Here is a 23,854-nt window from a genome sequence, read left to right on the forward strand (position 1 = left end):
CGTGGCGGCGTGCCAGCCACTAGATCTAGTGGCTAGTCTCCTCGATCGGGCACAGGTGTTGTGTTCGGGTAGAGTGTTGCGAGTTGTTCGCCGTCGGGTTGCAGGGAGGGAGTTCCAGGTGCACTGCCCCTTCTGCCGGCATCAGGACAGCAGAGTCGTGGACAGTCGGGCCAGCGACGACGGGTGCTCGATCCGCCGCCGCCGGCAGTGCCCCGACTGCGGCCGGCGGTTCACCACCGTCGAGACCGCCACCCTGATGGTGATCAAGCGCAGCGGCGTCACCGAGCCCTTCTCCCGCGAGAAGGTCATCTCCGGCGTCCGCAAGGCCTGCCAGGGCCGCCCGGTCACCGAGGACGCGCTGGCCCAGCTCGGCCAGCGGGTCGAGGAGTGCGTCCGGGCCAGCGGCAGCGCCGAACTCTCGACGCACGACGTCGGATTGGCCATACTCGGGCCCCTGAAGGAACTGGACGTGGTGGCGTACCTGCGGTTCGCCTCCGTCTACCGCGCGTTCGACAACCTCGAGGACTTCGAGGCCGCGATCGCGGAGCTGCGTTCCGGCCGGCCCGCGGTCCCCGAGCCGGTGCCCGTGCCCTAGCGGCCCGCACCGGCCACCCCCGTTTTTCCCGTTTCCACATTTCCACGTTTTCGCGTTTTCCAGCAGTCAGCAGCAGCCAGCAGTAGTCACCGGCCGTGCCGGTAGTGCCGTGCGCCGTGGCGGGGTTCCCCCCTGCCCGCGTGCGGACGGAACGAACCAGTCGTGCCCGGACTTTTTCGGGCACTTCGGGCGTTTGCCCAGGAGGAGGAGCAGGAGCAGTGACAGACACCACGAGCGGGTCCGCACGAGGGTCGAAGTCGGACAAGGCCGCGAAGGGAGCCAAGGCCCCCAAGGCCGGGCTGCGGCTGGAGCGCATCTACACCACCCCCGGGGTCCACCCGTACGACGCCGTCACCTGGCAGCGCCGTGACGTCGTGATGACCAACTGGCGCGACGGCTCGATCAACTTCGAGCAGCGCGGCGTCGAGTTCCCCGACTTCTGGTCGGTCAACGCGGTCAACATCGTCACCAGCAAGTACTTCCGCGGCGCGGTCGGCACCCCGCAGCGCGAGTGGAGCCTGAAGCAGATCATCGACCGGGTGGTGCTGACCTACCGCGCCGCCGGCGAGAAGCACGGCTACTTCGCGTCCCCGGACGACGCCGAGGTGTTCGAGCACGAGCTGACCCACGCCCTCCTCCACCAGGTGTTCAGCTTCAACTCGCCGGTCTGGTTCAACGTCGGCACCCAGCAGCCCCAGCAGGTCTCGGCCTGCTTCATCCTGTCCGTCGACGACTCCATGGAGTCGATCCTCGACTGGTACAAGGAAGAGGGCATGATCTTCAAGGGCGGCTCCGGCGCCGGCCTGAACCTCTCCCGGATCCGCTCCTCCAAGGAACTGCTCTCCTCCGGCGGCAACGCCTCCGGCCCGGTCTCCTTCATGCGCGGCGCCGACGCCTCGGCCGGCACCATCAAGTCCGGCGGCGCGACCCGCCGGGCCGCCAAGATGGTCGTGCTGGACGTCGACCACCCGGACGTCGAGGCCTTCATCGAGACCAAGGTGAAGGAGGAGGAGAAGATCCGCGCGCTGCGCGACGCCGGGTTCGACATGGACCTGGGCGGCGACGACATCACCTCCGTCCAGTACCAGAACGCCAACAACTCGGTCCGCGTGAACGACGAGTTCATGACCGCGGTGGAGAACGGCACCTCCTTCGGCCTGCGCGGCCGCAAGACCGGCGAGGTCATCGAGACCGTCGACGCCAAGGGCCTGTTCCGCAAGATGGCCGAGGCCGCGTGGGCCTGCGCCGACCCGGGCATCCAGTACGACTCGGTGATCAACCACTGGCACACCTGCCCCGAGTCCGGCCGGATCAACGCCTCCAACCCGTGCTCCGAGTACATGCACCTGGACAACTCCAGCTGCAACCTCGCCTCGCTGAACCTGATGAAGTTCCTCCGCGACGACGACTCCTTCGACGCGCGGACCTTCGCCAAGGTCGTCGAGCTGGTCATCACCGCGATGGACATCTCGATCTGCTTCGCCGACTTCCCGACCGAGAAGATCGGCGAGACCACCCGCGCCTACCGCCAGCTCGGCATCGGCTACGCCAACCTCGGCGCCCTGCTGATGGCCACCGGCCACGCCTACGACTCCGCCGGCGGCCGCGCCCTGGCCGGCGCGATCACCTCGCTGATGACCGGCACCGCCTACCGCCGCTCCGCCGAACTCGCCGGCGTGGTCGGCCCGTACGACGGCTACGCCCGCAACGCCGCCCCGCACCGCCGGGTCATGCAGCAGCACGCCGACGCCTCGGCCGCCGTCGCCCCGCTGGACGACCTGGACACCCCGGTCTGGGCGGTCGCCAACGACACCTGGGCGGACGTGGTCCGGCTCGGCGGGCAGAACGGTTTCCGCAACGCGCAGGCCTCGGTGCTGGCCCCGACCGGCACCATCGGCCTGATGATGGACTGCGACACCACCGGCGTCGAACCCGACCTGGCCCTGGTCAAGTTCAAGAAGCTGGTCGGCGGCGGCTCGATGCAGATCGTCAACGGCACCGTCCCGCGCGCCCTGGGGCGCCTGGGCTACCAGGACGAGCAGGTCGAGGCGATCGTCGCGCACATCGCCGAGCACGGGAACGTCATCGACGCGCCCGGCCTGAAGACCGCCCACTACGAGGTGTTCGACTGCGCGATGGGCGAGCGGTCGATCTCCCCGATGGGCCACGTCCGGATGATGGCCGCGATCCAGCCGTGGATCTCCGGCGCCATCTCCAAGACCGTCAACATGCCGGAGAACGCCACCGTCGAGGACGTCGAGGAGATCTACTTCGAGGCGTGGAAGCTCGGCGTCAAGGCGCTGGCGATCTACCGCGACAACTGCAAGGTCGGCCAGCCGCTCTCGGCCAAGACCAAGACCCCGGCGGCCGCTTCGGCCCCCGCCCCGGCCCCCGCGGTGGAGAAGGTCGTCGAGTACCGGCCGACCCGCAAGCGCCTGCCCAAGGGCCGCCCCGGCATCACCACCTCCTTCACGGTCGGCGGCGCCGAGGGCTACATGACCGCCAACTCCTACCCGGACGACGGCCTCGGCGAGGTCTTCCTCAAGATGTCCAAGCAGGGCTCGACCCTCGCGGGCATGATGGACGCCTTCTCCATCGCCGTCTCGGTCGGCCTGCAGTACGGCGTCCCGCTGGAGACGTACGTCGCCAAGTTCACCAACATGCGCTTCGAGCCGGCCGGCCTGACCGACGACCCCGACGTGCGGATGGCGCAGTCCATCGTGGACTACATCTTCCGCCGCCTGGCCCTCGACTTCCTGCCCTTCGAGACCCGCTCCGCGCTGGGCATCCACTCCGTCGAGGAGCGCACCCGGCACCTGGAGACCGGCTCCTACGAGCCGACCGAGGACGACCTCGACATCGAGTCGCTGGCCCAGTCCGCCCCGCTCGCCCCGGAGAAGCCGCACGTCGCCCTCCCGGTCGTCGAGCAGCCCAAGGCCGCCCCGGCCGCCCACAACTCGACCGAACTCGCCGAGATCCGCCTCGGCCTGAACGCCGACGCCCCGCTCTGCTTCTCCTGCGGCACCAAGATGCGCCGCGCCGGCAGCTGCTACCTCTGCGAGGGCTGCGGCTCCACCAGCGGCTGCAGCTGACCCCGGTCGGAATCGCATCCGCTGCAACATTTGCGACAGGCAGATGAAGTAAGTCATGCCTGATCAGAGGGGCGTCAGTCTTGCGCTGGCGCCCCTCCCCGCAGCGGCCGGCCCGGGGATGCACCGGTTGTCTGAGCGCACGCAACGACGTTGCATCTGGCGCAACACCCAGAGGTCCCCTGTGCATGTGCAGAGGGCAACCATGAACTTCGTAGTTCACGACCTGGGACGGCAACCCAAGGGCGCCGTCGCAGTGATCAACCTGTCCGGTAGCGCGGCGAATGTCCGTCTCATGGACCCGAGTAACTACCGCTCCTACAAAAGCGGTGGTCGCCACAAGTACTTCGGAGGCTTGGCGACTCGGTCTCCGGTGCGGCTGGCTATCCCGAGTGACGGACAGTGGTACGTAACCGTCGACATGGCCGGTCTCAGAGGAAATGTTCGTTCCTCGGTCCGTATGGAACGGCCACCGCTCCCTGCGCTCCCGCCGATTCAGCAGGGGCCGCTCGCGCAGATTCAGACATGAACCACTGCCCACAGAAGTCATGGACGAGTCGGTGCGGGAGGTGTTCATCTCTCATGCGAGCGAGGACAAGGCGGATGTGGCGACCCCGCCGGCTCGATGCTTGCAGGACGCCGGCGTGTCGGTGTGGCTGGATGTTCTGGAGTTGAAGATCGGGGACAGCCTCCGACGCAGGACCGATCAAGGGCTTGCCCGCAGTGCGTTCGGTGTCGTGATTTTCTCGCGTGCGTTCTTCGAGAAGGGTTGGACGCGGTACGAGCTCGACGGGATCGTGACCGGCGGAGCAATGACCGGAGTGTTGCGTACCTGCGGGACGTCGCCGTCCGGGTTGGTCGGGATGGTGCCGGGACCGGTCGAAGGGCTGAGGAGAGGGCTGAAAACCCGTACCCCGCCCGGTGCCCGGGCCGCACAATGCCCGGATGGACAAGAGCACGGACAGCCGGCTGGAACTGCGGGTCGAGGCGCTGCGCGACCCGGGGCGGGACCAGCTCCGGCCGGTCGTCGACGGGCGGGACGTGCTGGCCACCGGCTTCCCCCGGCTCCCGGCGCACAGCGCCAGGGTGCTGCTCGGGCCGTACAGCCCGCTGCTGCCCGGCCCCGTCCCCCGGGAGGTCCAGCTGGCCCGGGCCGGGTGCAGCGAAGAGTGCTGCGGCGCGCTGTACGTGACGGTGCGCCAGGAGGGCGGCGCCGTGGTCTGGGACGGCTGGCGCAACCCCGACCTCCCGGGTCTGGACCTGCCCGCGTACCGGTTCGACGCCGGGCGGTACCTCGCGGAGGTCGAGCGCGCGGGCCGCGGAGTCGAGAGCTGGCCCGCGCGCTCCGTCGGACGCCTGCTGGAGGACGCGCTAGTCCGGCGCCCGGAGCTGCTGGCCGCCTGGCAGTGCGAGCTGGACGCCGTGTGGACCGGCCCGGGGCACCCCGACCGGGTGGACCTCGTGTTCTGGTACCCGGCCCGGCCCGGGGACCGCGGCGACGAGCCCTGGCTGCAGTTCCTCGCCGAACTCCCCCTCCCGGCCGGTGAGCCGGATGCCCTGGCCGCAGCCCTGGTCGAGCGCGTCGCCACTACCGACCCGCGCACCTGGGCACGGGTCTGCGGCAGCTCCGCCCCGTACGCGGAGGCGCTCGGCCGCACGTGGCCGGAGGAGCTGTGACGCGGGCCGGTACCCTCCGGGCATGCTGCTGACCGAAGTGCTGCTGTCCTCCGGCCGTTCGATCCGCCTCGACGAGGTGCGGATGTCCGCCACGTACGGGGGCATGCTGGAGGGCTACCCGTGCCGCCGGGTCAACGACCGGAGCGTCAAGCACCTGCGGGACGCCGCCGCGCGGCAGTACCCGTCGCTGCCGGTGCACCTGGTGGAGCCGGTGCGGGAGCACCCGGAGGACGGGATCCGGGGAGGGCTGGGGCCGGAGGAGTGGCTGCCCGCGGTGCGGTGCGTCGGCCTGTTCAGCAGCCACCCGGTCGTCGGCCGGGCGGACGCCGACTTCTCGCAGCTGGTGGTGGCCTGGTACCAGCCGGGCCCGGAGCTGTCCGGGCTGGTGGAGAGCGTGCCGGGGCTGGCCGGGCTGCCCTGGGAGGAGCTGGCCGCGGACCGCGAGTACTGAGCCGCCCTTCCCCCGGCCGCGCGGGCCGGGCTGCCGGTGGCGCCGGTGGCGGGCAGGCTGGGGGAGTGGCGGAGCAGAGGGGTGACGCGATGCGGCCGATACTCGTGACGGGCGGGACGGGGACCCTGGGGCGCGTGGTGGTGCGCCGGCTGCTGGCGCGGGGCTGTCCGGTGCGGGTGCTGAGCCGGCAGGCGCACACGCCGGGGGAGCACGGCTGGGCGGTGGGCGACCTGGTGACCGGCCGCGGCCTGGAGGCGGCGCTGTCCGGCGCGGGGACGGTGGTGCACTGCGCGACCACCAACGGGAAGCGGGACGTCGCGGCCACCCGGCGGCTGGTGGAGGCGGCGGGCGGCGCCGGGGTCTCGCACCTGCTGTACGTGTCGATCGTCGGGGTGGACCGGGTGCCGCTCGGCTACTACCGGACGAAGGCGGAGTGCGAGCGGCTGGTGGCGGAGTCCGGCCTGGGGTGGACGGTGCTGCGGGCCACCCAGTTCCACGACCTGCTGCTGCGGGTGCTGGAGGGCCTGTCGAAGGCCCCGGTGCTGGTGGTGCCGCGCGGGGTGGCGTTCCAGCCGGTGGACGTGCGGGACGTCGCGGAGCGGTTGGCGCAGCTGGCCGAGGGGGCTCCGGCGGGGCGGGCGGCCGACTTCGGCGGGCCGGAGGTGCGGGCGGTGGAGGCGCTGGCGGAGGAGTTCCTGCGGGCCCGGGGCCGGCGGCGGCCGGTGTTGCGGGCGCCGGTGCCGGGCCGGGCGGTGAGGGCGCTGCGGGCGGGCGGGAACCTGGCGCCGGGGCGTGCGGCGGGCCGGATCACCTTCGCTGAGTTCCTGGCGGAGCGCCGTCCGCCCTGACCCTCCCCGGGTGTCAACCATGGTTGACGCGAGCCGGCGTGTCAACCTATGTTGACACCATGAGCGAGACGACACGGCTCGCGGCCGACGCGAGCAGCGGCGACCCGGCCACCGGCCTGCGCGCCGTCCGGGCCCTGCGCGACCTGGCCGACCGGCTGGAGGACCTGCAGGTCGGCAACGCCCGGAACAAGGGCTGGTCCTGGCACGAGATCGCGGTCTGCCTGGGGGTCACCCGGCAGGCCGTGCACAAGAAGCACGCCCGACGGGCGGCCGGACAGGGAGGGGACTGACATGTTCGAACGGTTCGCGGAGGAGGCCCGCCGGGCGGTCGCGCTGGCCGGCGCCGAGGCGCGGCGGATGCGCCACGACCACCTGGGCACCGAGCACCTGCTGCTCGGCCTGCTCGCCCAGCCGCAGGACCCGGCCGCCCGGGTGCTCGGCGGCTTCGGCCTCGACCTGGCCGGCGGGCGGCGCGCGGTGCTCCGCGCGCTGGGCGGCCCCGAGCCGGAGCGCGACGCTGCCGCGCTGGCCGCGATCGGCATCGACCTCGACGCGGTCCGCGCGGCCGTCGAGCACACCTTCGGCGCGGGCGCGCTGGACGCCCCGCCCCCGGCCCGCCGCCCCCGGTGGGGCGGGCCCCGGTTCACCGACCGCGGTCGGCGGGCGATGGTGCTGACGCTGCGCGCGGCCACCGGGCGGCGGGCCCGCCGGATCGAGACCGGCCACCTGCTGCTCGGCCTGCTCCGGGAGGGCGGCGGGGTGGCCGTCCGGGTGCTGCGCGACCAGGGCGTCGACCTGGCCGAGCTGGAGCGGCGGACCGAGGCGTCGCTGGTGGGCGGGCTGCGGGAGGCCTCATAACACGGGGTGGTCACAACTGGGGCGCTGGCCGATGAAGGTCGAACGCGCTCCTTGGCTCGGGGGTACCGGTGGGTTAACGTCTTTGAGCCAGCGATCGCTGGGTACAGATCCACATCTCCGGTACAGCGCAGTGTTGTTCTGTCTTACGGCTGGCATGTCCATGCCCTGGCAAGGAGGACCGCATTGACCACCCCCGTGACCACTGGACGCCGTCGGCTGCTCGCCGTACCGGCCGTTCTGGCACTGGCCCTGACAGCCGCCTGCTCGAACAGTTCCTCCGGCGGCGGTGGCGGGGGCGGTTCCGCCGCCGCGCTGACCGGTGACTGCGCCAAGTACCAGGCGTACGCGGGCCACTCCGGCACCAAGGTGTCGATGTACGCCTCGATCCTCTCGCCGGAGTCGGACTCGCTCGAGAAGTCCTGGGCCGAGTTCAGCAACTGCACCGGCATCAAGATCGTCTACGAGGGCTCCAACGACTTCGAGTCCCAGCTCCCGGTCCGGGTGGCCGGCGGCAACGCCCCCGACCTGGCGATCATCCCGCAGCCGGGCCTGCTCGCCCAGATGGTGAAGTCCGGCAAGGTGGTCAAGCCGCCGCAGCAGACCGTCGACAACGAGAACAAGTGGTCGCCGGTCTGGAAGGAGTACGGGTCGGTCAACGGCACCTTCTACGCGGCGCCGATGAGCGCCAACATGAAGTCGCTGGTCTGGTACTCGCCCAAGGCGTTCAAGGCCGCCGGGTACGAAGTCCCGAAGACCTGGCAGGACCTGATCGCGCTCAGCGACAAGATCGCCCGGGCCGGCGGCGAGACGAAGCCCTGGTGCGGCGGCATCGGCTCCGGCACCGCCACCGGCTGGCCGGCCACCGACTGGCTGGAGGAGGTCGTCCTCGGCTCCTACGGCGGCGACGTCTACGACCAGTGGATCAGCCACAAGGTGAAGTTCTCCGACGAGAAGATCACCACCGCGATGAAGACCGTCGCCGACTGGATGCAGAACCCGGCCTGGGTGAACGCCGGCTTCGGCGACGTCAAGACGATCGCCACCACCACCTTCCAGGACGCCGGCACCCCGATCCTCAGCAACAAGTGCGCGATGCTCCAGCAGGCGTCCTTCTACCGCGCCCAGTGGCCCAAGGGCACCAGCATCGGGCCGGACGGCGACGTCTTCGCCTTCCACCTGCCCGCGGTGAACCCGCAGGTCACCAACCCGGTCGAGGGCGGCGGCGAGTTCCTGGCCGCGTTCTCCGACCGGCCCGAGGTGCAGGCCGTGCAGAACTACCTGTCCACCTCCGAGTGGGCCGGCAGCCGGGTCAAGGTCTCCCCGGGCTGGGTCTCCGCCAACCAGGGCGTGGACAAGAGCCTGTACACCGACCCGATCGACAAGCTCTCCGCCGAGTCGCTGACCGACCCCTCGGCCACCTTCCGGTTCGACGCCTCCGACCTGATGCCCGCCGCCGTCGGCTCGGGCGCCGAGTGGAAGGCGCTGACCGCCTGGTTCGCCGAGGGCCAGTCGATCCAGAAGACGGCCGCCGACATCGACGCCGCCTGGCCGCAGTAACCGGACGCCAACGGGCAGCGCGGGCCCACCCGCGCTGCCCTTCCCGTGCCCCGAGGAAGGATCCTCCGCATGCCCACCGATCCCCGGCTCGCCGGGCCGGCGCTCCACCTCGCCGACTCGCTGTGGCAGGACGCGGCGATCAAGTTCGGCAACACCGCGGGCGCCGTCCTGGGCTTCCTCGGCGTGCTGCTCGCCGTGTTCTTCGCGGCCGGCCGCGCCACCGGACGCTTCTCCCGACCGCTGGCCGTCGCCCTGATGCTCGGCCCGGCGGCCCTGCTGCTGATCATCGGCCTGGTGGTGCCGCTGCTGCGCACCGTCTACCTGAGCTTCTACGACGCCGACTCCGCCAAGTTCGTCGGCGGGAAGAACTACGGCTGGGCGGCGACCAGTTCGCAGATCCACGACGTGCTGCTGAACACCCTGCTCTGGCTGGTGGTCGCCCCGATCGCGGCCACCGGGCTCGGCCTGCTGCTGGCCCTGCTGGTCGACCGGATGCGCGGCCAGGCGGTCTACAAGTCGCTGATCTTCATGCCGATGGCGGTCTCGCTGGTGGCCGCCTCGCTGATCTTCAAGCTGCTGTACGAGTCGCGCGGCACCGGGCAGAACCAGGTCGGCCTGCTCAGTCAACTCGCCGTCGCGGTCGGCTGGGACGATCCGCCGAACTGGATCCTGAGCCAGCCGCTGAACAACTTCCTGCTGATGTCGGCCATGGTCTGGGTGCAGACCGGCTTCGCCATGGTGGTGCTGTCCGCCGCGATCAAGGCCATCCCGGACGAGATCACCGAGGCCGCCCGGCTCGACGGCGCCACCGGCGTGCGACTGTTCCTGCACGTCACGGTGCCGATGATCCGCACCACCCTGGTGGTGGTGCTCACCACCATCATGATCATCACGCTGAAGGCGTTCGACATCGTCCGCACCATGACCGGCGGCAACTTCGGCACCCAGGTGCTGGCCAACGAGATGTACTCGCAGAGCTTCGAGCAGTACAACTACGGCCGCGGCAGCGCCCTCGCGGTGATCCTCTTCCTCGCGGTGGCCCCCCTGGTGGTCTACAACATCGCCCTGCTGCGCAAGGAGCGTGCGACCCGATGAGCGCCGAGCCCACCCTCGACAAGGACGCCGGCCCCCGGCCCGGCAAGGCGGCCCGCCCGGACCTGCCGCCGGCCAAGGCGGTCCGCCGGGCGTTCAGCTCCCCGCTGGCCAGCGCCCTGGTGATCGCCGTCACGGTGCTGTGGACCATCCCGACCGTCGGCCTGCTGGTCACCTCGCTGCGGCCCAAGCAGGACGTGGTCTCCTCCGGCTGGTGGGAGGCGTTCGTCCACCCCGACCTGGGGCTGGAGAACTACCGCTCGGTGCTGTTCGAGAACTCGTTCGGCACCTCTGGCGGCCTGATGCCGTACCTGGTCAACTCGGTGGCGATCGCCATCCCGGCGACGATCTTCCCGCTGGTGCTGGCCGCGATGGCGGCGTACGTGCTGGCCTGGGTGCGGTTCAAGGGCAGCGACACGCTCTTCTTCGTGGTCTTCGCGCTCCAGGTGGTGCCGCTGCAGATGTCGCTGATCCCGCTGCTGCGGCTGTTCTCCGGCGGCGCGCACCTCGGGTCGGTGACGGTGATCCCGGCGCTCGGCCTGAAGGACAGCTACCTGCCGGTCTGGCTGACGCACACCATGTTCGCGCTGCCGCTGGCGATCTTCCTGCTGCACAACTTCATCGCCCAGCTGCCGCGCGACCTGATGGAGGCGGCGGTGGTGGACGGGGCCTCGCACTTCAAGATCTTCCGGTCGATCGTGCTGCCGCTGAGCGCCCCGGCGCTGGCCTCGTTCGCCATCTTCCAGTTCCTGTGGGTGTGGAACGACCTGCTGGTGGCGCTCACCTTCGCCGGCGGCAACCCGACCGTGGCGCCGATCACCTCCCGGCTGGCCCAGCTGTCCGGGTCGGACAGCAGCCACTGGGAGCTGCTCAGCGCGGGCGCCTTCCTGTCGATGATCGTCCCGCTGGCGGTGTTCTTCGCCCTCCAGCGGTACTTCGTCCGCGGCCTGCTGGCGGGGTCGGTCAAGGGCTGAGCCGCCGATTGCGGACAAGTGTTGAACGCATGTGGAGGGCCCCCGGCACGCCGGGGGCCCTCCGGCGTTCCTCTCGGCGGCCCCGCTGCCGCCCCGCGCCCCTCCCGTCCCCCGCGCCCCTCCCGCCACCGCCGTTGAACGTGTGCAGACAGACCGATCGGATGCGGAGCGTCCCGCTCCTAGTTGGCCGGAACTCGTGGCTGTGATGTGAGGGTTCTGCGGACGAGGCGGATGCGGAGCCGGTAGGACGGAGGACGGCACTTCTGCCGTTCATCCGGTCATCCGACCTTGGGGGGTTGGCGTGAGGATCAGAAAACGAATCGCCGGGCTGATCGTGGGCCTGCTCGCGGCGAGCGGACTGATGGTGGCGCCCGCGGCACACGCGGACACCACCGCCGTCCTCGGCAACAACACCGTCGGCACCGCCACCGACTCCGGAGACTCCAACTACATCAACACCTCGCGCTTCGTGACCGGTGCCAGTGGCGGCACCGTCAACAGCGTCAGCGTGTACGTCGGCGCCGTCGGCGCCACGCCCAACGACCAGTACCAGGTCGCGGTCTACGGCGACGTGGCCGGCAAGCCCGGCCCGCTGCTCGGCTCCTCCGCCTCCGGCACGCTCACCGCGCACGCCTGGAACACCCTGCCGGTCACCGCGACGCTCGCCCCGAACACGCCGTACTGGCTGGCGTACAACTCCAACGGCGTCTCCGCCGCGGTCAACAACCTGAACTACTCCACCGGCGGCCAGAGCGGCTACTCCACCGGCGGCGCCGCCTTCGGCACCTGGCCCAGCAGCTTCGGCGCCGTCTCCACCGGCTCGCTCAACTACTCCATCTACGCCACCTACACGCCCTCCGGCGGCGGCACCGGCACCCCCGGCAGCGGCCCCGGCAACGAGGGCCCGATCCTGCTGGTCACCAACTCGGCGAACCCGTACACCACGTACTACGGCGAGATCCTCAAGGCCGAGGGCCTGAACTACTACAAGACCGCCGACCTGAGCACCGTCACCGCCGCCACCCTCAACTCGTACGACGTGGTGCTGCTGGCGGAGAACCAGCTGACGGCCGCCCAGAGCACCATGTTCAGCACCTGGGTGAACGGCGGCGGACGGCTGGTGGCGATGCGGCCCGACAAGCAGCTCGCCGGGCTGCTCGGCCTCACCGCGAGCACCGACACGCTCGCCGACAGCTACCTGAAGATCGACACCACCGCGGCGCCCGGCGCCGGACTGACCTCCGACACCATGGGCTTCCACGGCACCGCCGACAAGTACGCGCTCAACGGCGCCACCGCCGTCGCCACCCTGTACAGCGACACCGCGGTGGCCACCGCCAACCCGGCCGTCACGCTGCGCACCGTCGGCGCCGGCCAGGCCGCCGCGTTCACCTTCGACCTCGCCAAGTCCGTCGTGCAGACCCGCCAGGGCAACATCGCCTGGGGCGGCCAGCAGCGCGACAACGTCGACGGCATCGAGGCCAGCGAGATGTTCTTCGGCACCGGCGGACAGCTCAACTGGAACAACCTCGACAAGGCGCAGATCCCGATCGCCGACGAGCAGCAGCGCCTGCTCGCCAACCTGATCACCACCATGGACGCGGCCAAGAAGCCGCTGCCGAAGTTCTGGTACTTCCCGCGGGACGTCAAGGCCGTCGTGGTGATGACCGGCGACGACCACGGCATCGGCGGCACCACGGGCCGCTTCGACGGCTACGTCGCGCAGAGCCCGGCCGGCTGCAACGTCGCCAACTGGGAGTGCGTGCGCGCCTCGTCCTACGTCTACACCGACGACCCGATGACCGACGCCCAGGCCAAGGCCTACTCCGACCAGGGCTTCGAGATCGGCACGCACGTCACCACCAACTGCACCCCCTGGGGCACCCCCGCCGACCTGCAGAACATCTACACCACCCAGATCGGCGCCTGGAAGGCCAAGTACCCCTCGCTGCCCAACCCGGACAGCACCCGCACCCACTGCGTCGAGTGGGACGACTGGGCGACCCAGGCCAAGACCAAGCTCGCCAACGGCATCCGGCTGGACACCGACTACTACTACTACCCGGCAAGCTTCGTGCAGGACCGGCCCGGCTACTTCAACGGCACCGGCCTGCCGATGAAGTACGCGGACAGTGACGGCAGCACCATCAACGAGTACCAGGCCACCACCCAGCTCACCGACGAGTCCGGCCAGTCCATGCCCTCCACCGTCAACACGCTGCTGGACAACGCCTACAACGCCAAGGGCTACTACACCGTCCTGACCGCCAACATCCACACCGACTACGCCGCCTCCACCGCCTCCGACCAGGTCATCGCCTCGGCCAAGGCGCACGGCACCCCGGTGGTCTCCGGCCGCCAGCTGCTGAACTGGCTGGACGCCCGCAACGGCTCCGCGTTCTCCGGCATGGCCTGGACCAGCAATGCGCTGAGCTTCAGCATCACCGGCGGCGCCAACGGCCTGCGCGCCATGGTCCCGCTCACCTCCTCGGTCGGCACGCTGACCGGCATCAAGCAGGGCGCCACCGCCGTCAACTACCGCATCGAGACCATCCACGGCATCGCCTACGCCTTCTTCGACGGCAACGTCGGCTCCTACACCGCGACGTACGGCACGGACACCACCCCGCCGACCGTCACCGGCTCGGTGCCCGCCAACGGCGCCACCGGCGTCGCGGCCACCGCCCCGGTGAAGGCCTCGTTCAGCGAGCCCGTCCAGGCGAGCACCGTCAACGGCACCAACGTCACCCTGAAGACCACCGCCGGCGCCACCGCGGTGCCCGGAACCGTTGCCCTGGACGCCGCCACCAACACCGTCACCTTCACCCCGACCGCCGCGCTCTCGCTCAGCACCGGCTACACGCTGAGCGTCGCCAACGTGAAGGACCTGGCCGGCAACACCCAGGCCGCGGCCTACACCGCCGCCTTCACCACCGCCGGGGCGCCGCCGCAGACCATCGGCAACAGCGCGGTCGGCACCCAGCTCGACGACACCGACTCCAACCACCTCAACGGCTCCAAGATCACCACCGGGGCCACCGCCATCGCGCTGACCTCGCTCAACGTGCACACCGGGCAGGCCAGCGCGGCACCCAACAACCAGTTCCAGATCGCCGTCTACAGCGACAACGCCGGCTCGCCCGACGCCCTGCTGGCCACCAGCTCGGCCGGCACGCTGAACGCCAACGCCTGGAGCAGCGCGCCGATCACCTACACGCTGGCCCCCAACACCACCTACTGGCTGGTCTACAACTCCAACGGCACCAGCTCCACCGTCAACAACATGCACTACAGCTCGGGCCCCGCTGGCTCGGGCGTCTACAGCAGCGCCTCCGTCCCGTTCGGGACCTTCCCGGCCGCCTTCGGCACCGCCGTGAAGGACAACCTGGTGTACTCGCTGTACGGCACCTACTGAGCCTGCGGGCGGGGTGGCGCCCTTATCCATGACGGATCGTCACCCCGCCTTGCTCGAAAGCCAGTTACCTCGTGCTCCCCGGCCGCCGAGCGGGCGCCGCCGGGGCGGTCCGGACCGCGGTCGCGCGGCCCGGGCCGTCCCGGCGGTCCGGACGGGCGGCGGCGTACGCTGAAGGGGAACCGGGAGCGGCCGTCCACGCCCTCCCGGCCGCCCCACGCTGCCCCACCCTGCTCCAGTGAACGGAACCACCGATGCCCTACGACCCCCCGACGCACGCGGTCGAGCGCTCCCTGCACCAGGCCGGGGCCCGCCTGGTGGTCGGGCTGGACGAGGTCGGCCGGGGCGCCTGGGCCGGGCCGGTCATGGTCGGCGCGGCCGTCACCGGACTGCGCCGCCCGCCCGAGGGGCTGACCGACTCCAAGCTGCTCACCGAGCGGCGCCGGACCGCGCTCGCCCCGGTCCTGGCGGAGTGGGTGACGGCGCACGCGATCGGCGCCGCCTCCGCCCGGGAGTGCGACGACCTCGGCATGACCGCCGCGCTCCGGCTGGCCGCCGTCCGCGCCCTGGAGGCGCTCCCAGTGCGGCCCGACGCGGTGATCCTGGACGGCAAGCACGACTACCTGGGCGGCCCCTGGAAGGTCCGCACCGTGATCAAGGGCGACCAGTCCTGCGTCTGCGTCTCCGCCGCCTCGGTGCTGGCGAAGGTCCGGCGGGATGCGCTGATGGCCGAACTCGGCTCGGACCACCCGGAGTTCGCCTTCGGGGAGAACGCCGGCTACCCCTCGCCCACGCACCGCGCCGCCCTGGAGGAACTCGGCCCCACCGAGCACCACCGGCTCTCCTGGTCCTACCTGGACGCGCTGCCGCGCTGGAGCCACCTCAAGCGCTCGCGCGTCCCGGTCGACACCGGCGAGCAACTCTCCCTGGGCTTCTGAGCACCGCCTGAACGCCGCCGGCACCGCCTGAACACCGTCGGCACCGTCGGTGCCGCCGGAATCCTGACGGTTCGTCAGGATTCACCCACCGGTCACCCCAGCGTCGCCGCGGGGGCCCGTACGGCGCGCCAGACTTCCAAGTGGTGGGGTGCCCGTGCGCATCCGACCGGCATTTGATAGGAATCCGGGTATGCCTGTCTTCCCCGAGGAGCCGGAGATTCACGAGACGATCCCGGGCCCCGGCGTTCCCCTTCCCCACAAGTCGGACGCACCTGCCCCCCGTATGCCTTCCTCCACCGCCGTCGCCGCTCCGGTCCCGGGCCCCCGCCCCGGTCCGCCGCGTCCCGCCCCGCCCCGTGCCGACCGTCCGGTTCCCGGACCGCGGCCCCCGGCCCGCCCCAAGTCCGCCCCCGCGCCGCGCCCCGGCCGACCGGACGTCCAACTCCTGCCCGCCGCCGCAGCCGAGGCGATCGACCGTGCCGACGAGGCCGTCGACGCCCTGCTGGAGTCCGGCCGCCGCCCCGGCGACGTGCTGGTCCTCACGGTCGGCGAGGCGCACCCCTGGCAGGAGCACGAGCTCAGCTTCGGTGAGGAGCGCTACTGGGCGCAGCTCACCGACGGCGGCGACGTGTTCTACGCCGACGCCGCCGCGACGCGCCCGCTCCGCCGGGACGTGGTGGTCCTGGTGGTGAACGAGGGCCGCTCGGAGCGGGTGGCCGCTGCGGCGCGCAAGGCGCTGGAGCGGGCCGCGAAGCTCCTGGTGGTCTGCGGCGAGACGGACACCGTCGCCCCGCTGTTCGCCTGAGCACCCCTCCTGCCGACGCCCGTCCCTTCGCTGTCGCCCGCCCGGCCGGGCCCGTCCGCGGTGCCTTCCGGCACGGCGGGCGGGCCCGGTCGGACGGGCGCGTCCGCTTTCCTGCGGCGTCGTCCGGGTTCCCCGCGCCCGGTGCGCGCCGTCCGCTTCAGCGGGCGGCGGTGCGGCGCACGCTCCGGCCGTCGTGGACGCCCTCCAGCGCGCGGATCGCGCTCAGCGAGGTGACCGGGGCGACCGCGGGCTGCTGCGGGAGCGGCGGTTCGGCCGCCGCGGCCGGCACCCCGCGCGGCAGGCGCGGCGGCAGTTCGGTGACGGTGTGAACCGGGCCGAGCTCCCACGAACCGGAGTGCGGGTTGCGCCCGCGCCGGCCGTCGCCGAGCGACTGCCAGCCGGCCGGCGTGAGCGTCAGGTACGGGCCGCAGCGCAGTCCGTGCAGTTCGGCGGCGGCGCGCAGCGCCCACATCCAGGCGCCGTCCTGCTCGGTCCAGTCCGGGCCGCCCTCGCGGCAGCGCAGCAGCACGGCGGTGCGGCTGGGGCGGGACCGCTTCAGGTCGTGCGGGGTGACCCGGCGCAGGTGGCCGAGCAGCGCGTTGCGGTGGTCCCACCCGTCGTCGAACTGCGGCCTGACCCCGAACGAGGCGGAGGCCACCACCCGGTTCTCGGCGTTCAGCACCGCGACCACCGTGGTTCCCGGCTGCGGGAGGTGCCGCCGGTGGAGCTCGGTGACGAACTCCCGGGGCGCCCGCAGCAGCGGCACGCCGTAGCTCTCCCACTCCGGCAGGGTGACGGTCCGGTGGCTGTCGTGGCGGGAAGGGCCTCGGTCGGTGCCGTTGATCACGATCCTCCTTCCCGAGCCCGCGCCCCCTGGAGCGCGCGAGCGTACGCCGAAGGCCGGGTCCGACGGACCGGGCACTGGATACCTTCCAATTCTCGGACGAGAGCACTCCGAGCGGCAATGATGAAATGACGAACGCGGCCCGAAAACCGCGCTTCTGCCGGATATGTTCCACGCTCCCCACAGGGCCATTCGACTGACGGTCCGGTGAGCAGTCGGTGTACGGCCTGAAACGTTCAGGTGTACGCCTTCTGGCGAGCCCGGGCGCCGCCCCGGCCCGGGCACGCCGCCCTGGCCCGGACGGTGGGGGCGGAAGCGGCCGGGGGCGGCTGCTCCGAGGGCGGTGGCTCGGAGGGCGGTGGCTCAGGAGTGGTTACCGCCAGGGTCGGTACCTCCGTGGCTGGTACCTCCGGGGTCGGCGCTCACGGGGCCGGTGCTTCCGGGGCGGGGCCTCACCCCCGGACGGCGAGGACGAGCGGGAGCACCGCGGTGGCGCCGGCCTGGCGGAGCAGGCGGGCGGCGACCGTCAGCGTCCAGCCCGAATCCACCAGGTCGTCGACCAGCAGGACCGGTCCGGGCGCGGCGGCCAGCGCGTCGGCCAGGCCGGGGGAGAGGGTGAGCGCCCCGGCGACCGAGCGCAGCCGCTGGGCGCTGTTGCTGCGCGGGCCGTGCGGCGGCTCCCCGGTCGCGTACTCGACCCGGCCGAGCAGCGGCATCCGCCCGATCGAGGCCAGGCCGCCGGCCAGGTCGGAGAGCAGCTGTGGGCGGGTGGCGGAGTCGAGCGCGACGACCCCGACCGGGCGGTCGAGTCGCTGGCCGTCCGCCCCGGCCGGCCCGGCCCAACCGCCGGGGCCGCGGGCCCAGTCCGCCACCACCCCGACCATCGCGTCCAGCACCTCGCGCGGCAGCGGCCCGTCCGGGGAGCGCTCGTCCAGCAGCGAGCGCAGCCGGCCGCCCCAGCCGATGTCGGACAGTCGGCCCAGGGCGCGCCCCGGCTCGGCCTGCTGGGCCGGGGGGATCCGGCCCTTGAGCGGGATGCCCAGGGACTCCATGCCGGTGGGCCACATCCGCCGGGTCTCGAAGGAGACGCCGGGGCGGCCGAGGGCGGCCCGGGCCGCGTCCAGCGCCCCGGCGGAGACCTCGGCGGAGTGCCGGGGCGGGGTGCAGCGGTCGCACCGGCCGCACGGGGCCGCCTCGGGGTCGTCGAGCTGGCGGCGCAGGAACTCCATCCGGCAGCCCTCGGTGGCCACGTACTCCCGCATCGCCTGCTGCTCGGCCTCCCGGGCCCGGGCGACCTTGGCGTACCGCGCGGCGTCGTACTGCCACGGCTCGCCGGTGGCCTCCCAGCCGCCGCGCACCCGGCGGACCGCGCCGTCCACGTCGAGCACCTTGAGCATGGTCTCCAGCCTGGTGCGGCGGAGGTCGACCGAGGTCTCCAGGGCGGCGGTGGAGAGCGGGCGGCCCGCCTCGGACAGCGCGTCCAGGGTGCGGCGGACCTGCTCCTCGGCGGGGAAGCCGATCGAGGCGAAGTACCGCCAGATCGCCTCGTCCTCCCGGCCGGGGAGCAGCAGCACCTCGGCCCGGTCCACCCCGCGGCCGGCCCGGCCGACCTGCTGGTAGTAGGCGATCGGGGAGCTCGGCGAACCGAGGTGCACCACGAAGCCCAGGTCCGGCTTGTCGAAGCCCATGCCGAGCGCGGAGGTGGCGACCAGTGCCTTGACCCGGTTGGCCAGCAGCGCCGACTCGGCCTCGCGGCGCTCGGCGTCCTCGGTCCGCCCCGAGTAGGAGGCGACCTGGTACCCGCGCCCGCGCAGGAACTCGGTGACCTCCTCGGCGGCGGCCACCGTGAGGGTGTACACGATGCCGGAGCCCGGGAGGTCGGGCAGGTGGTCGGCGAGCCAGGCCAGCCGGTGCGCCGGGTCGGGCAGCGGCAGCACCGCCAGGCTGAGGCTCTCCCGGTCCAGCGGCCCGCGCAGCACCAGCGCCTGCTCGTCGCCCGCGCCGGTGCCGAGCTGCTCCGCGACGTCCGCGGTGACCCGGGCGTTCGCGGTCGCCGTGGTCGCCAGCACCGGGACGCCGGGGGAGAGCTCGGCCAGCATGGTGCGCAGCCGCCGGTAGTCGGGCCGGAAGTCGTGGCCCCAGTCGGAGATGCAGTGGGCCTCGTCCACCACCAGCAGGCCGGTGGAGGCGGCGAGCTTGGGCAGCACGTGGTCGCGGAAGTCCGGGTTGTTCAACCGCTCCGGGCTGACCAGGAGGACGTCGACCAGGCCGTCGGCGACCTCCTGCTGGATCTCCGACCACTCCTCCGGGTTGGCCGAGTTGATCGTCCGGGCACGGATGCCGGCCCGGGCGGCCGAGTCGACCTGGTTGCGCATCAGGGCGAGCAGCGGGGAGACGATCACCGTCGGTCCGGCGCCGCGGGCGCGCAGCAGCGCCGTGGCGATGAAGTAGACGGCGGACTTGCCCCAGCCGGTGCGCTGCACGACCAGGGCGCGGCGGCTGTCCACCACCAGCGCCTCGATGGCCTTCCACTGGTCCTCGCGCAGGGCCGCGCCGGGGCCGGCGAGGTCGCGCAGCACGGCTTCCGCGGCGGCCCGGACGGCGGCGCGGTCGGCGGGGGTGGTCGGGTGGAGCTCGCGCGTCTGCATGGGGTCATGGATACCGTGCGGCACGGACGGATCGCGAATGACAGGCTGTGGACAGAGTGGCGTTCATCGGTTGATAGGCCGTCAAATCGCTGTTATCGCCCAGAAAACCGGTGCATTCGGGGGAGGAGATGCTGAACCCACCGACTTATCCACAGGGTCGGGCGAATTATCCGCAACCGGGTGCGATCGGGTCCAAGCTTTCCGCCATGACCGCAGACGACCGCACCACCACCCCCGCCCCGCGCCCCGGCCACCTCCCGGTCCGGCTGCGCGGCCCCGCCGACATGGCGGAGATGCTCCCCTACCTACTGGGCTTCTTCCCCGACGACAGCATCGTCGCGGTGGGCCTGCAGGGCAGCGGGCTCGACCAGGGCGGCGTGATCCGGATCGACATCCCGGACGACCCGGCCCACTGGGAGCGGACCGCCGCGGAGGCCGCCCGGCTCCTGGTCGAGCTGTCCGAACAGCGCGACCGCCGCCCCGTCCAAGTCCTGTTGTACCTGTGCCGGGACCCCGACCCGGGCGCCCGCGCGCCCGAGGGCGGGCACGCCGTGCTGGAGCGGCTCCGCCCGCTGGCCGACGCGCTCGCCCGGGCCTTCCGCGGCGAGCAGGTGGCCGTCAAGGAGTCGCTGTGCGTCTCCGCCGGCCGCTGGTGGTCCTTCCTGTGCGCCGGAGCCGACTGCTGCCCGCCGGGCGGCACTCCGGTCCGGGAGGCCCGCCACCCCAGCCCGCTCGCCGTGGCGGCCACCTACGCGGGGCTCGCCCCGCGGGGCAGCCGCAAGGCGATCGTGGCCGGGCTGGCCCCGGTCGGCCCCCCGCTCTCCGAGGTGCAGCGCCGCGCCCTGGAGGACGCCGGGCCGCCCTTCATCCGCGAACTGGCCGGCCCCGGCGGCCGGACCGCGGCGGTCGGGCGCACCGCCGGGCTGATCGCCGAGGCGATGGCCGAATTCCAGTCCGGGGCGCGCGAGTTGGACGCTGCGCGGACCGCCAGGCTGCTGATCGGTATGCAGGACAAACTCGGCCGGGACCGCGCCGCCGAGTACGCCGAACCGGACGAGCTCGGCACCGCCCAGCGGCTGTGGCGGTTCCTGGTCCAACGCTGCGTCGACCCGTTCGAACACCTCGCCGCTCCGCCGATGACCCTGCTGGCCTGGACGTCCTGGCTGGCGGGAGACTCGGCCACGGCCCGGATCGTGCTGGCCAGGGCACTGGAGCTGGACCCCGGCTACACCCTGGCCCAACTCCTCTACGAATCACTGAACTCCGGCATCGCGCCGGAGTCCCTGCTCCGGGTGGTCCGCCGCGAACGCACCGCCCGCCTGCGGGACGCACCCGCCCCGCGCCCGGCGGCACCCCCGCCGCCGGCCGTAGCTGGTGCCGACACCGGAGGAACCGCCCCGGACGGTCCGGGCGAGGGCTTCGGGCACCGGGATCCGGACTCCGGGCCGGTCCTGCCGCCCACCGGAACCGGCCCCGCTCCGGAGCGCCCTGCACCTGGGCCCGCCCCCGCCCCCGTGCCCGGGCCGAGGGCGGAACCGGCTCCGCTGCCGGAGCCGGGAGAGGCACCGGACGGGCCCGGGCCGGCGGAGGCCGACGAGCCGGGCGACGGCGGTCCGACCGACCCGCCCGCTCCGTCCACCCCCGCCGACGGGCCCCCGACAGTGGCCTGCCGGCCCGATCCGGGGCGGCGTCCGCGCCCCCACCGGTTCGTGCCGACGGGCATCCGCATCCGGCAGGTCCGGGCGCGCCGGGGCCGACACACGATCGGAGACTGACATGCGAACCCTCGACCCGCGGCTGCGGGACGGTCGGCTATACCTCGCCGCGCGCCATCCGGATCAGCCGGTCCAGCACCGTCCGGCCACTGGTCCGCACACCGTCGTGCTCCCACTCGTTGGTGACCCAGACCCGGGTGCCGGCCACCGCGTCCGCGGTCTCCAGCGAGTGCGCCGTGTCCACGTACATGTCGTCGTGGTACACCGCCGCGTACACCGGTACCTGGTTCGACGCCAGGCGCGGCAGGTCGTACAGGTCGGGCCAGTCGGTGCGCTCCGCCAGCAGCTGCGCCGTCTCGCGCAGCGGCCGCAGTGCCGGGTCGGTCTCGAACATCCAGGGGTGGATCATCTCGCCGGTCAGCAGCACCGGTCCGTCCCCGGCCAGCGCCGCCTCGGCGTCGAACTCGGGGAACTCCTTGCGCACCCGTTCCGCCGACCAGTCGGTGGCCCCGGCGTCGACCGAGCGCTGCCCGTAGATCGACTCGTGCAGGACGGCGTACAGCGGGTTCTGGGCGAAGGACAGGTGCGACTGCGCCCCGGCCAGGAAGGTGTCGGAGAGCTCGGGTCCGTCCGCGCCCTCCACCCAGGCCTCCTCCAGCAGGTAGTGCAGGACGTAGGAGCCGGAGCCGCCGCCCAGCAGGATGCCCAGCGCCTGGAACGCCTGCACGGTCAGCGTGCCGCCGCCCGGCAGGGCCGCGGGCCGCTCGACCAGGTGCGCCGCGATTCGCCGTACCGCCGCCACGTCCTGGGGGAAGCGGGCGTAGTGGCCGGCGTTCTTGCGGGCGACGCGCGGGTAGGCCGCGCGGTAGACCTCGTCCGCCGAGCGGCGCAGGCCGGCCAGGCCGCCGGTGACGAAGGCCTCGCGCAGGTGCTCCGGGGCCAGCGAGAGGTAGGTCAGGGTGCAGAAGCCGCCGAAGCTCTGCCCCAGCAGGCTCCACTCGCCGTCCTCGCCGAGCAGCTGACGGCGGATCAGCTCGGCGTCCCGGACGATCGAGTCGGCCCGGAAGTGCGCCAGGTACTCGGCTTGTTGCCGGGCGTTGCCGCGCCGGGTCAGGGTCTGCCGGTTGGCGGGGGTGGAGCGGCCGGTGCCGCGCTGGTCCAGCAGCAGCACCCGGTAGTCGTCGAGCGCCCGGTCCAGCCAGCCGTCCCGGCCCATCGGGCGGTTCGCCTTCCCGCCGGGGCCGCCCTGCAGGTACACCAGCCACGGCAGCTCGTCGTGCTCGCGTCCGGCGGCCACCACCTCGCGGGCGTAGACCTCGATCGACTCGCCACCGGGGGCACTGTGGTCCAGCGGCACCCGGAAGACGTGGTCGGTGGTGACGATTCCGGGGATGCGGCTGCGGGAGGACATGCAACTCCTAGGTGCGAGCTGGTCACAGGCTGGTCGCGGCGCCGAACGCCGGGGTCACCGGTGCGTCCGTCGCCGTCCTCGCACCGTATCCTGACGGCGGACAGGAGCCGCCGGGGGGCGGCCGCCACGTGCGGAGACCCTCGAACGGCACCACGACACAGCGGGCGCCCCGGGTGCCGGTCGCGGAGCGCCGAACCACCCACGGCTCGCGGCCGCCTCCGACCGGACGCCCGCCGGACGGGCGTGACCTGGGGCAGGTGTGGTGCGTTCAATCTGCAGAACGTCACCACCCGAACCGGCACCGCCGGGCCGACTGCGGCCGGGCCGACCGTGTCGGGCACCGGTCACGCGTCGTTCGACCCGGCGCGGCCGGCCCCCGGACGGCCCTGGCGTCCGGTCCGGGACACCACCCCGGCCGGGGCGGAGCACCGGCGGTCCGGTCAGATCCGAGTCGGAGCCGCGTGTTCCGGCGGCAGAGCAGCACAGTCCGCGATCGAGCACGCTCGCGGCCGACCGAGCCCGCAGCCCTCGGCCGGTCGGGGGGAGGAGAGCCCGGTGACCGACTCAAGGCCACCCCACGCAGCGCCCCAACCGCTGCCGCCCGTCAACCCGCCGACGTCCGGTGCCGCCGCCGCGCCACCGGCCCGGCCGGTCGGCCCTCCGACACCCCGTCAGGCCACACCTCCCCACGGCACGCCCAACGGCTCTGCTCCAGGAACGCCCGGAGCGGGCCCGGCGGTTCCCGGCACCCCGGCCCACGGAGTTCCGGCCCACGGCGCCGCCGCGTACGGCACCCCCGCCTACGGCGTTCCCGCGTACGGCACTCCGGCCCACGGCACCCCCGCTTACGGCACGCCGCCGCACGGCATGCCGTCGGGCGCCGCCCACCCGGCGGCCCACCCGTACGCGCCTCCGGCCGCCACACCGCCGTACGGCACCC

General features: G+C 72.6%; 18 protein-coding genes and 1 pseudogene. 16 read left to right on the top strand and 3 right to left on the bottom strand.

Features of this window, described 5'->3' with window-relative positions:
• The first annotated feature begins 118 nt into the window (after nucleotides 1–118).
• The 15 genes and pseudogenes from nrdR (at nucleotide 119) to OU787_RS23210 (ending at nucleotide 16,296) form a co-directional block, all read left to right on the top strand.
• Nucleotides 119–595 (top strand): transcriptional regulator NrdR, encoded by a 477-nt coding sequence (gene nrdR / locus OU787_RS23150; RefSeq protein ID WP_030458000.1) that lies wholly within the window; start codon nucleotides 119–121, stop codon nucleotides 593–595.
• Nucleotides 596–813: 218 nt separating this feature from the next.
• The gene (locus tag OU787_RS23155; RefSeq protein WP_030458001.1) at nucleotides 814–3,687 is read left to right on the top strand and encodes a vitamin B12-dependent ribonucleotide reductase; all 2,874 of its coding nucleotides are present in this window, start codon (nucleotides 814–816) and stop codon (nucleotides 3,685–3,687) included.
• Between the two features lie 202 nt (nucleotides 3,688–3,889).
• Nucleotides 3,890–4,213 carry a DUF1883 domain-containing protein gene (locus OU787_RS34865; protein WP_157852090.1) on the top strand — a complete coding sequence of 108 codons (324 nt, stop codon included), beginning with the start codon at nucleotides 3,890–3,892 and terminating at the stop codon, nucleotides 4,211–4,213.
• Between the two features lie 19 nt (nucleotides 4,214–4,232).
• Nucleotides 4,233–4,466, top strand: a pseudogene (locus OU787_RS34870) (toll/interleukin-1 receptor domain-containing protein); the annotation flags it as partial.
• Between the two features lie 163 nt (nucleotides 4,467–4,629).
• The gene (locus tag OU787_RS23160) at nucleotides 4,630–5,361 is read left to right on the top strand and encodes a hypothetical protein (protein ID WP_051816534.1); all 732 of its coding nucleotides are present in this window, start codon (nucleotides 4,630–4,632) and stop codon (nucleotides 5,359–5,361) included.
• Between the two features lie 22 nt (nucleotides 5,362–5,383).
• Nucleotides 5,384–5,812, top strand: coding sequence for a hypothetical protein (locus tag OU787_RS23165; RefSeq protein WP_030458003.1), 429 nt, complete (start codon nucleotides 5,384–5,386; stop codon nucleotides 5,810–5,812).
• 89 nt (nucleotides 5,813–5,901) lie between these two features.
• Nucleotides 5,902–6,660, top strand: coding sequence for an SDR family oxidoreductase (locus OU787_RS23170; RefSeq protein ID WP_268660431.1), 759 nt, complete (start codon nucleotides 5,902–5,904; stop codon nucleotides 6,658–6,660).
• Between the two features lie 59 nt (nucleotides 6,661–6,719).
• On the top strand, nucleotides 6,720–6,950 hold the full coding sequence (locus tag OU787_RS23175; protein ID WP_123563246.1) for an RNA polymerase subunit sigma-70: 231 nt from the start codon (nucleotides 6,720–6,722) through the stop codon (nucleotides 6,948–6,950).
• A gap of 1 nt (nucleotide 6,951) precedes the next feature.
• Complete coding sequence (locus tag OU787_RS23180) at nucleotides 6,952–7,518, top strand: Clp protease N-terminal domain-containing protein (RefSeq protein ID WP_268660432.1); 567 nt, start codon at nucleotides 6,952–6,954, stop codon at nucleotides 7,516–7,518.
• Nucleotides 7,519–7,701: 183 nt separating this feature from the next.
• Nucleotides 7,702–9,075 (top strand): ABC transporter substrate-binding protein, encoded by a 1,374-nt coding sequence (locus tag OU787_RS23185; protein ID WP_030458007.1) that lies wholly within the window; start codon nucleotides 7,702–7,704, stop codon nucleotides 9,073–9,075.
• Between the two features lie 69 nt (nucleotides 9,076–9,144).
• Complete coding sequence (locus OU787_RS23190; protein WP_030458008.1) at nucleotides 9,145–10,170, top strand: carbohydrate ABC transporter permease; 1,026 nt, start codon at nucleotides 9,145–9,147, stop codon at nucleotides 10,168–10,170.
• Entirely contained in the window at nucleotides 10,167–11,141 is a 975-nt protein-coding gene (locus OU787_RS23195; protein ID WP_268660433.1) for a carbohydrate ABC transporter permease, read from the top strand. Before OU787_RS23190 ends, OU787_RS23195 begins: the two co-directional genes overlap by 4 nt.
• A 301-nt stretch (nucleotides 11,142–11,442) precedes the next feature.
• On the top strand, nucleotides 11,443–14,556 hold the full coding sequence (locus OU787_RS23200; RefSeq protein ID WP_268660434.1) for an Ig-like domain-containing protein: 3,114 nt from the start codon (nucleotides 11,443–11,445) through the stop codon (nucleotides 14,554–14,556).
• A gap of 251 nt (nucleotides 14,557–14,807) precedes the next feature.
• Entirely contained in the window at nucleotides 14,808–15,491 is a 684-nt protein-coding gene (locus OU787_RS23205) for a ribonuclease HII (RefSeq protein WP_030458011.1), read from the top strand.
• A gap of 283 nt (nucleotides 15,492–15,774) precedes the next feature.
• A complete protein-coding gene (locus OU787_RS23210; RefSeq protein WP_162871522.1) occupies nucleotides 15,775–16,296 on the top strand; it encodes a hypothetical protein in 522 nt (173 codons plus the stop codon).
• Nucleotides 16,297–16,453: 157 nt separating this feature from the next.
• Here OU787_RS23210 and OU787_RS23215 read toward each other — a convergent pair whose 3' ends face one another.
• Together OU787_RS23215 and OU787_RS23220 are read right to left on the bottom strand one after the other, a co-directional pair.
• Nucleotides 16,454–17,140 (bottom strand): hypothetical protein, encoded by a 687-nt coding sequence (locus tag OU787_RS23215; protein ID WP_268661912.1) that lies wholly within the window; start codon nucleotides 17,138–17,140, stop codon nucleotides 16,454–16,456.
• 452 nt (nucleotides 17,141–17,592) lie between these two features.
• Nucleotides 17,593–19,788 (bottom strand): RecQ family ATP-dependent DNA helicase, encoded by a 2,196-nt coding sequence (locus tag OU787_RS23220; RefSeq protein ID WP_268660435.1) that lies wholly within the window; start codon nucleotides 19,786–19,788, stop codon nucleotides 17,593–17,595.
• Nucleotides 19,789–19,994: 206 nt separating this feature from the next.
• Here OU787_RS23220 and OU787_RS23225 point away from each other — a divergent pair, with 206 nt between their 5' ends.
• Nucleotides 19,995–21,563: a DUF4192 domain-containing protein gene (locus OU787_RS23225; protein ID WP_268660436.1), complete on the top strand. Its 1,569-nt coding sequence runs from the start codon at nucleotides 19,995–19,997 to the stop codon at nucleotides 21,561–21,563.
• 37 nt (nucleotides 21,564–21,600) lie between these two features.
• Here the strand turns inward: OU787_RS23225 and OU787_RS23230 are convergent, their stop codons facing one another.
• Complete coding sequence (locus tag OU787_RS23230; RefSeq protein ID WP_268660437.1) at nucleotides 21,601–22,914, bottom strand: alpha/beta fold hydrolase; 1,314 nt, start codon at nucleotides 22,912–22,914, stop codon at nucleotides 21,601–21,603.
• Between the last annotated feature and the right edge of the window lie 940 nt (nucleotides 22,915–23,854).

Origin of the sequence: Kitasatospora sp. YST-16 (assembly GCF_026802215.1) — a bacterium.
Lineage (GTDB): Bacteria > Actinomycetota > Actinomycetes > Streptomycetales > Streptomycetaceae > Kitasatospora > Kitasatospora cineracea.

Coding starts and splice junctions, on each gene's coding strand:
- OU787_RS34865 (WP_157852090.1), top strand. CDS start 3,890: ATGAACTTCGTAGTTCACGACCTGGGACGGCAACCCAAGGGCGCCGTC.
- OU787_RS23160 (WP_051816534.1), top strand. CDS start 4,630: ATGGACAAGAGCACGGACAGCCGGCTGGAACTGCGGGTCGAGGCGCTG.
- OU787_RS23165 (WP_030458003.1), top strand. CDS start 5,384: ATGCTGCTGACCGAAGTGCTGCTGTCCTCCGGCCGTTCGATCCGCCTC.
- OU787_RS23170 (WP_268660431.1), top strand. CDS start 5,902: ATGCGGCCGATACTCGTGACGGGCGGGACGGGGACCCTGGGGCGCGTG.
- OU787_RS23175 (WP_123563246.1), top strand. CDS start 6,720: ATGAGCGAGACGACACGGCTCGCGGCCGACGCGAGCAGCGGCGACCCG.
- OU787_RS23180 (WP_268660432.1), top strand. CDS start 6,952: ATGTTCGAACGGTTCGCGGAGGAGGCCCGCCGGGCGGTCGCGCTGGCC.
- OU787_RS23190 (WP_030458008.1), top strand. CDS start 9,145: ATGCCCACCGATCCCCGGCTCGCCGGGCCGGCGCTCCACCTCGCCGAC.
- OU787_RS23195 (WP_268660433.1), top strand. CDS start 10,167: ATGAGCGCCGAGCCCACCCTCGACAAGGACGCCGGCCCCCGGCCCGGC.
- OU787_RS23205 (WP_030458011.1), top strand. CDS start 14,808: ATGCCCTACGACCCCCCGACGCACGCGGTCGAGCGCTCCCTGCACCAG.
- OU787_RS23210 (WP_162871522.1), top strand. CDS start 15,775: ATGCCTTCCTCCACCGCCGTCGCCGCTCCGGTCCCGGGCCCCCGCCCC.
- OU787_RS23220 (WP_268660435.1), bottom strand. CDS start 19,788: ATGCAGACGCGCGAGCTCCACCCGACCACCCCCGCCGACCGCGCCGCC.
- OU787_RS23225 (WP_268660436.1), top strand. CDS start 19,995: ATGACCGCAGACGACCGCACCACCACCCCCGCCCCGCGCCCCGGCCAC.
- OU787_RS23230 (WP_268660437.1), bottom strand. CDS start 22,914: ATGTCCTCCCGCAGCCGCATCCCCGGAATCGTCACCACCGACCACGTC.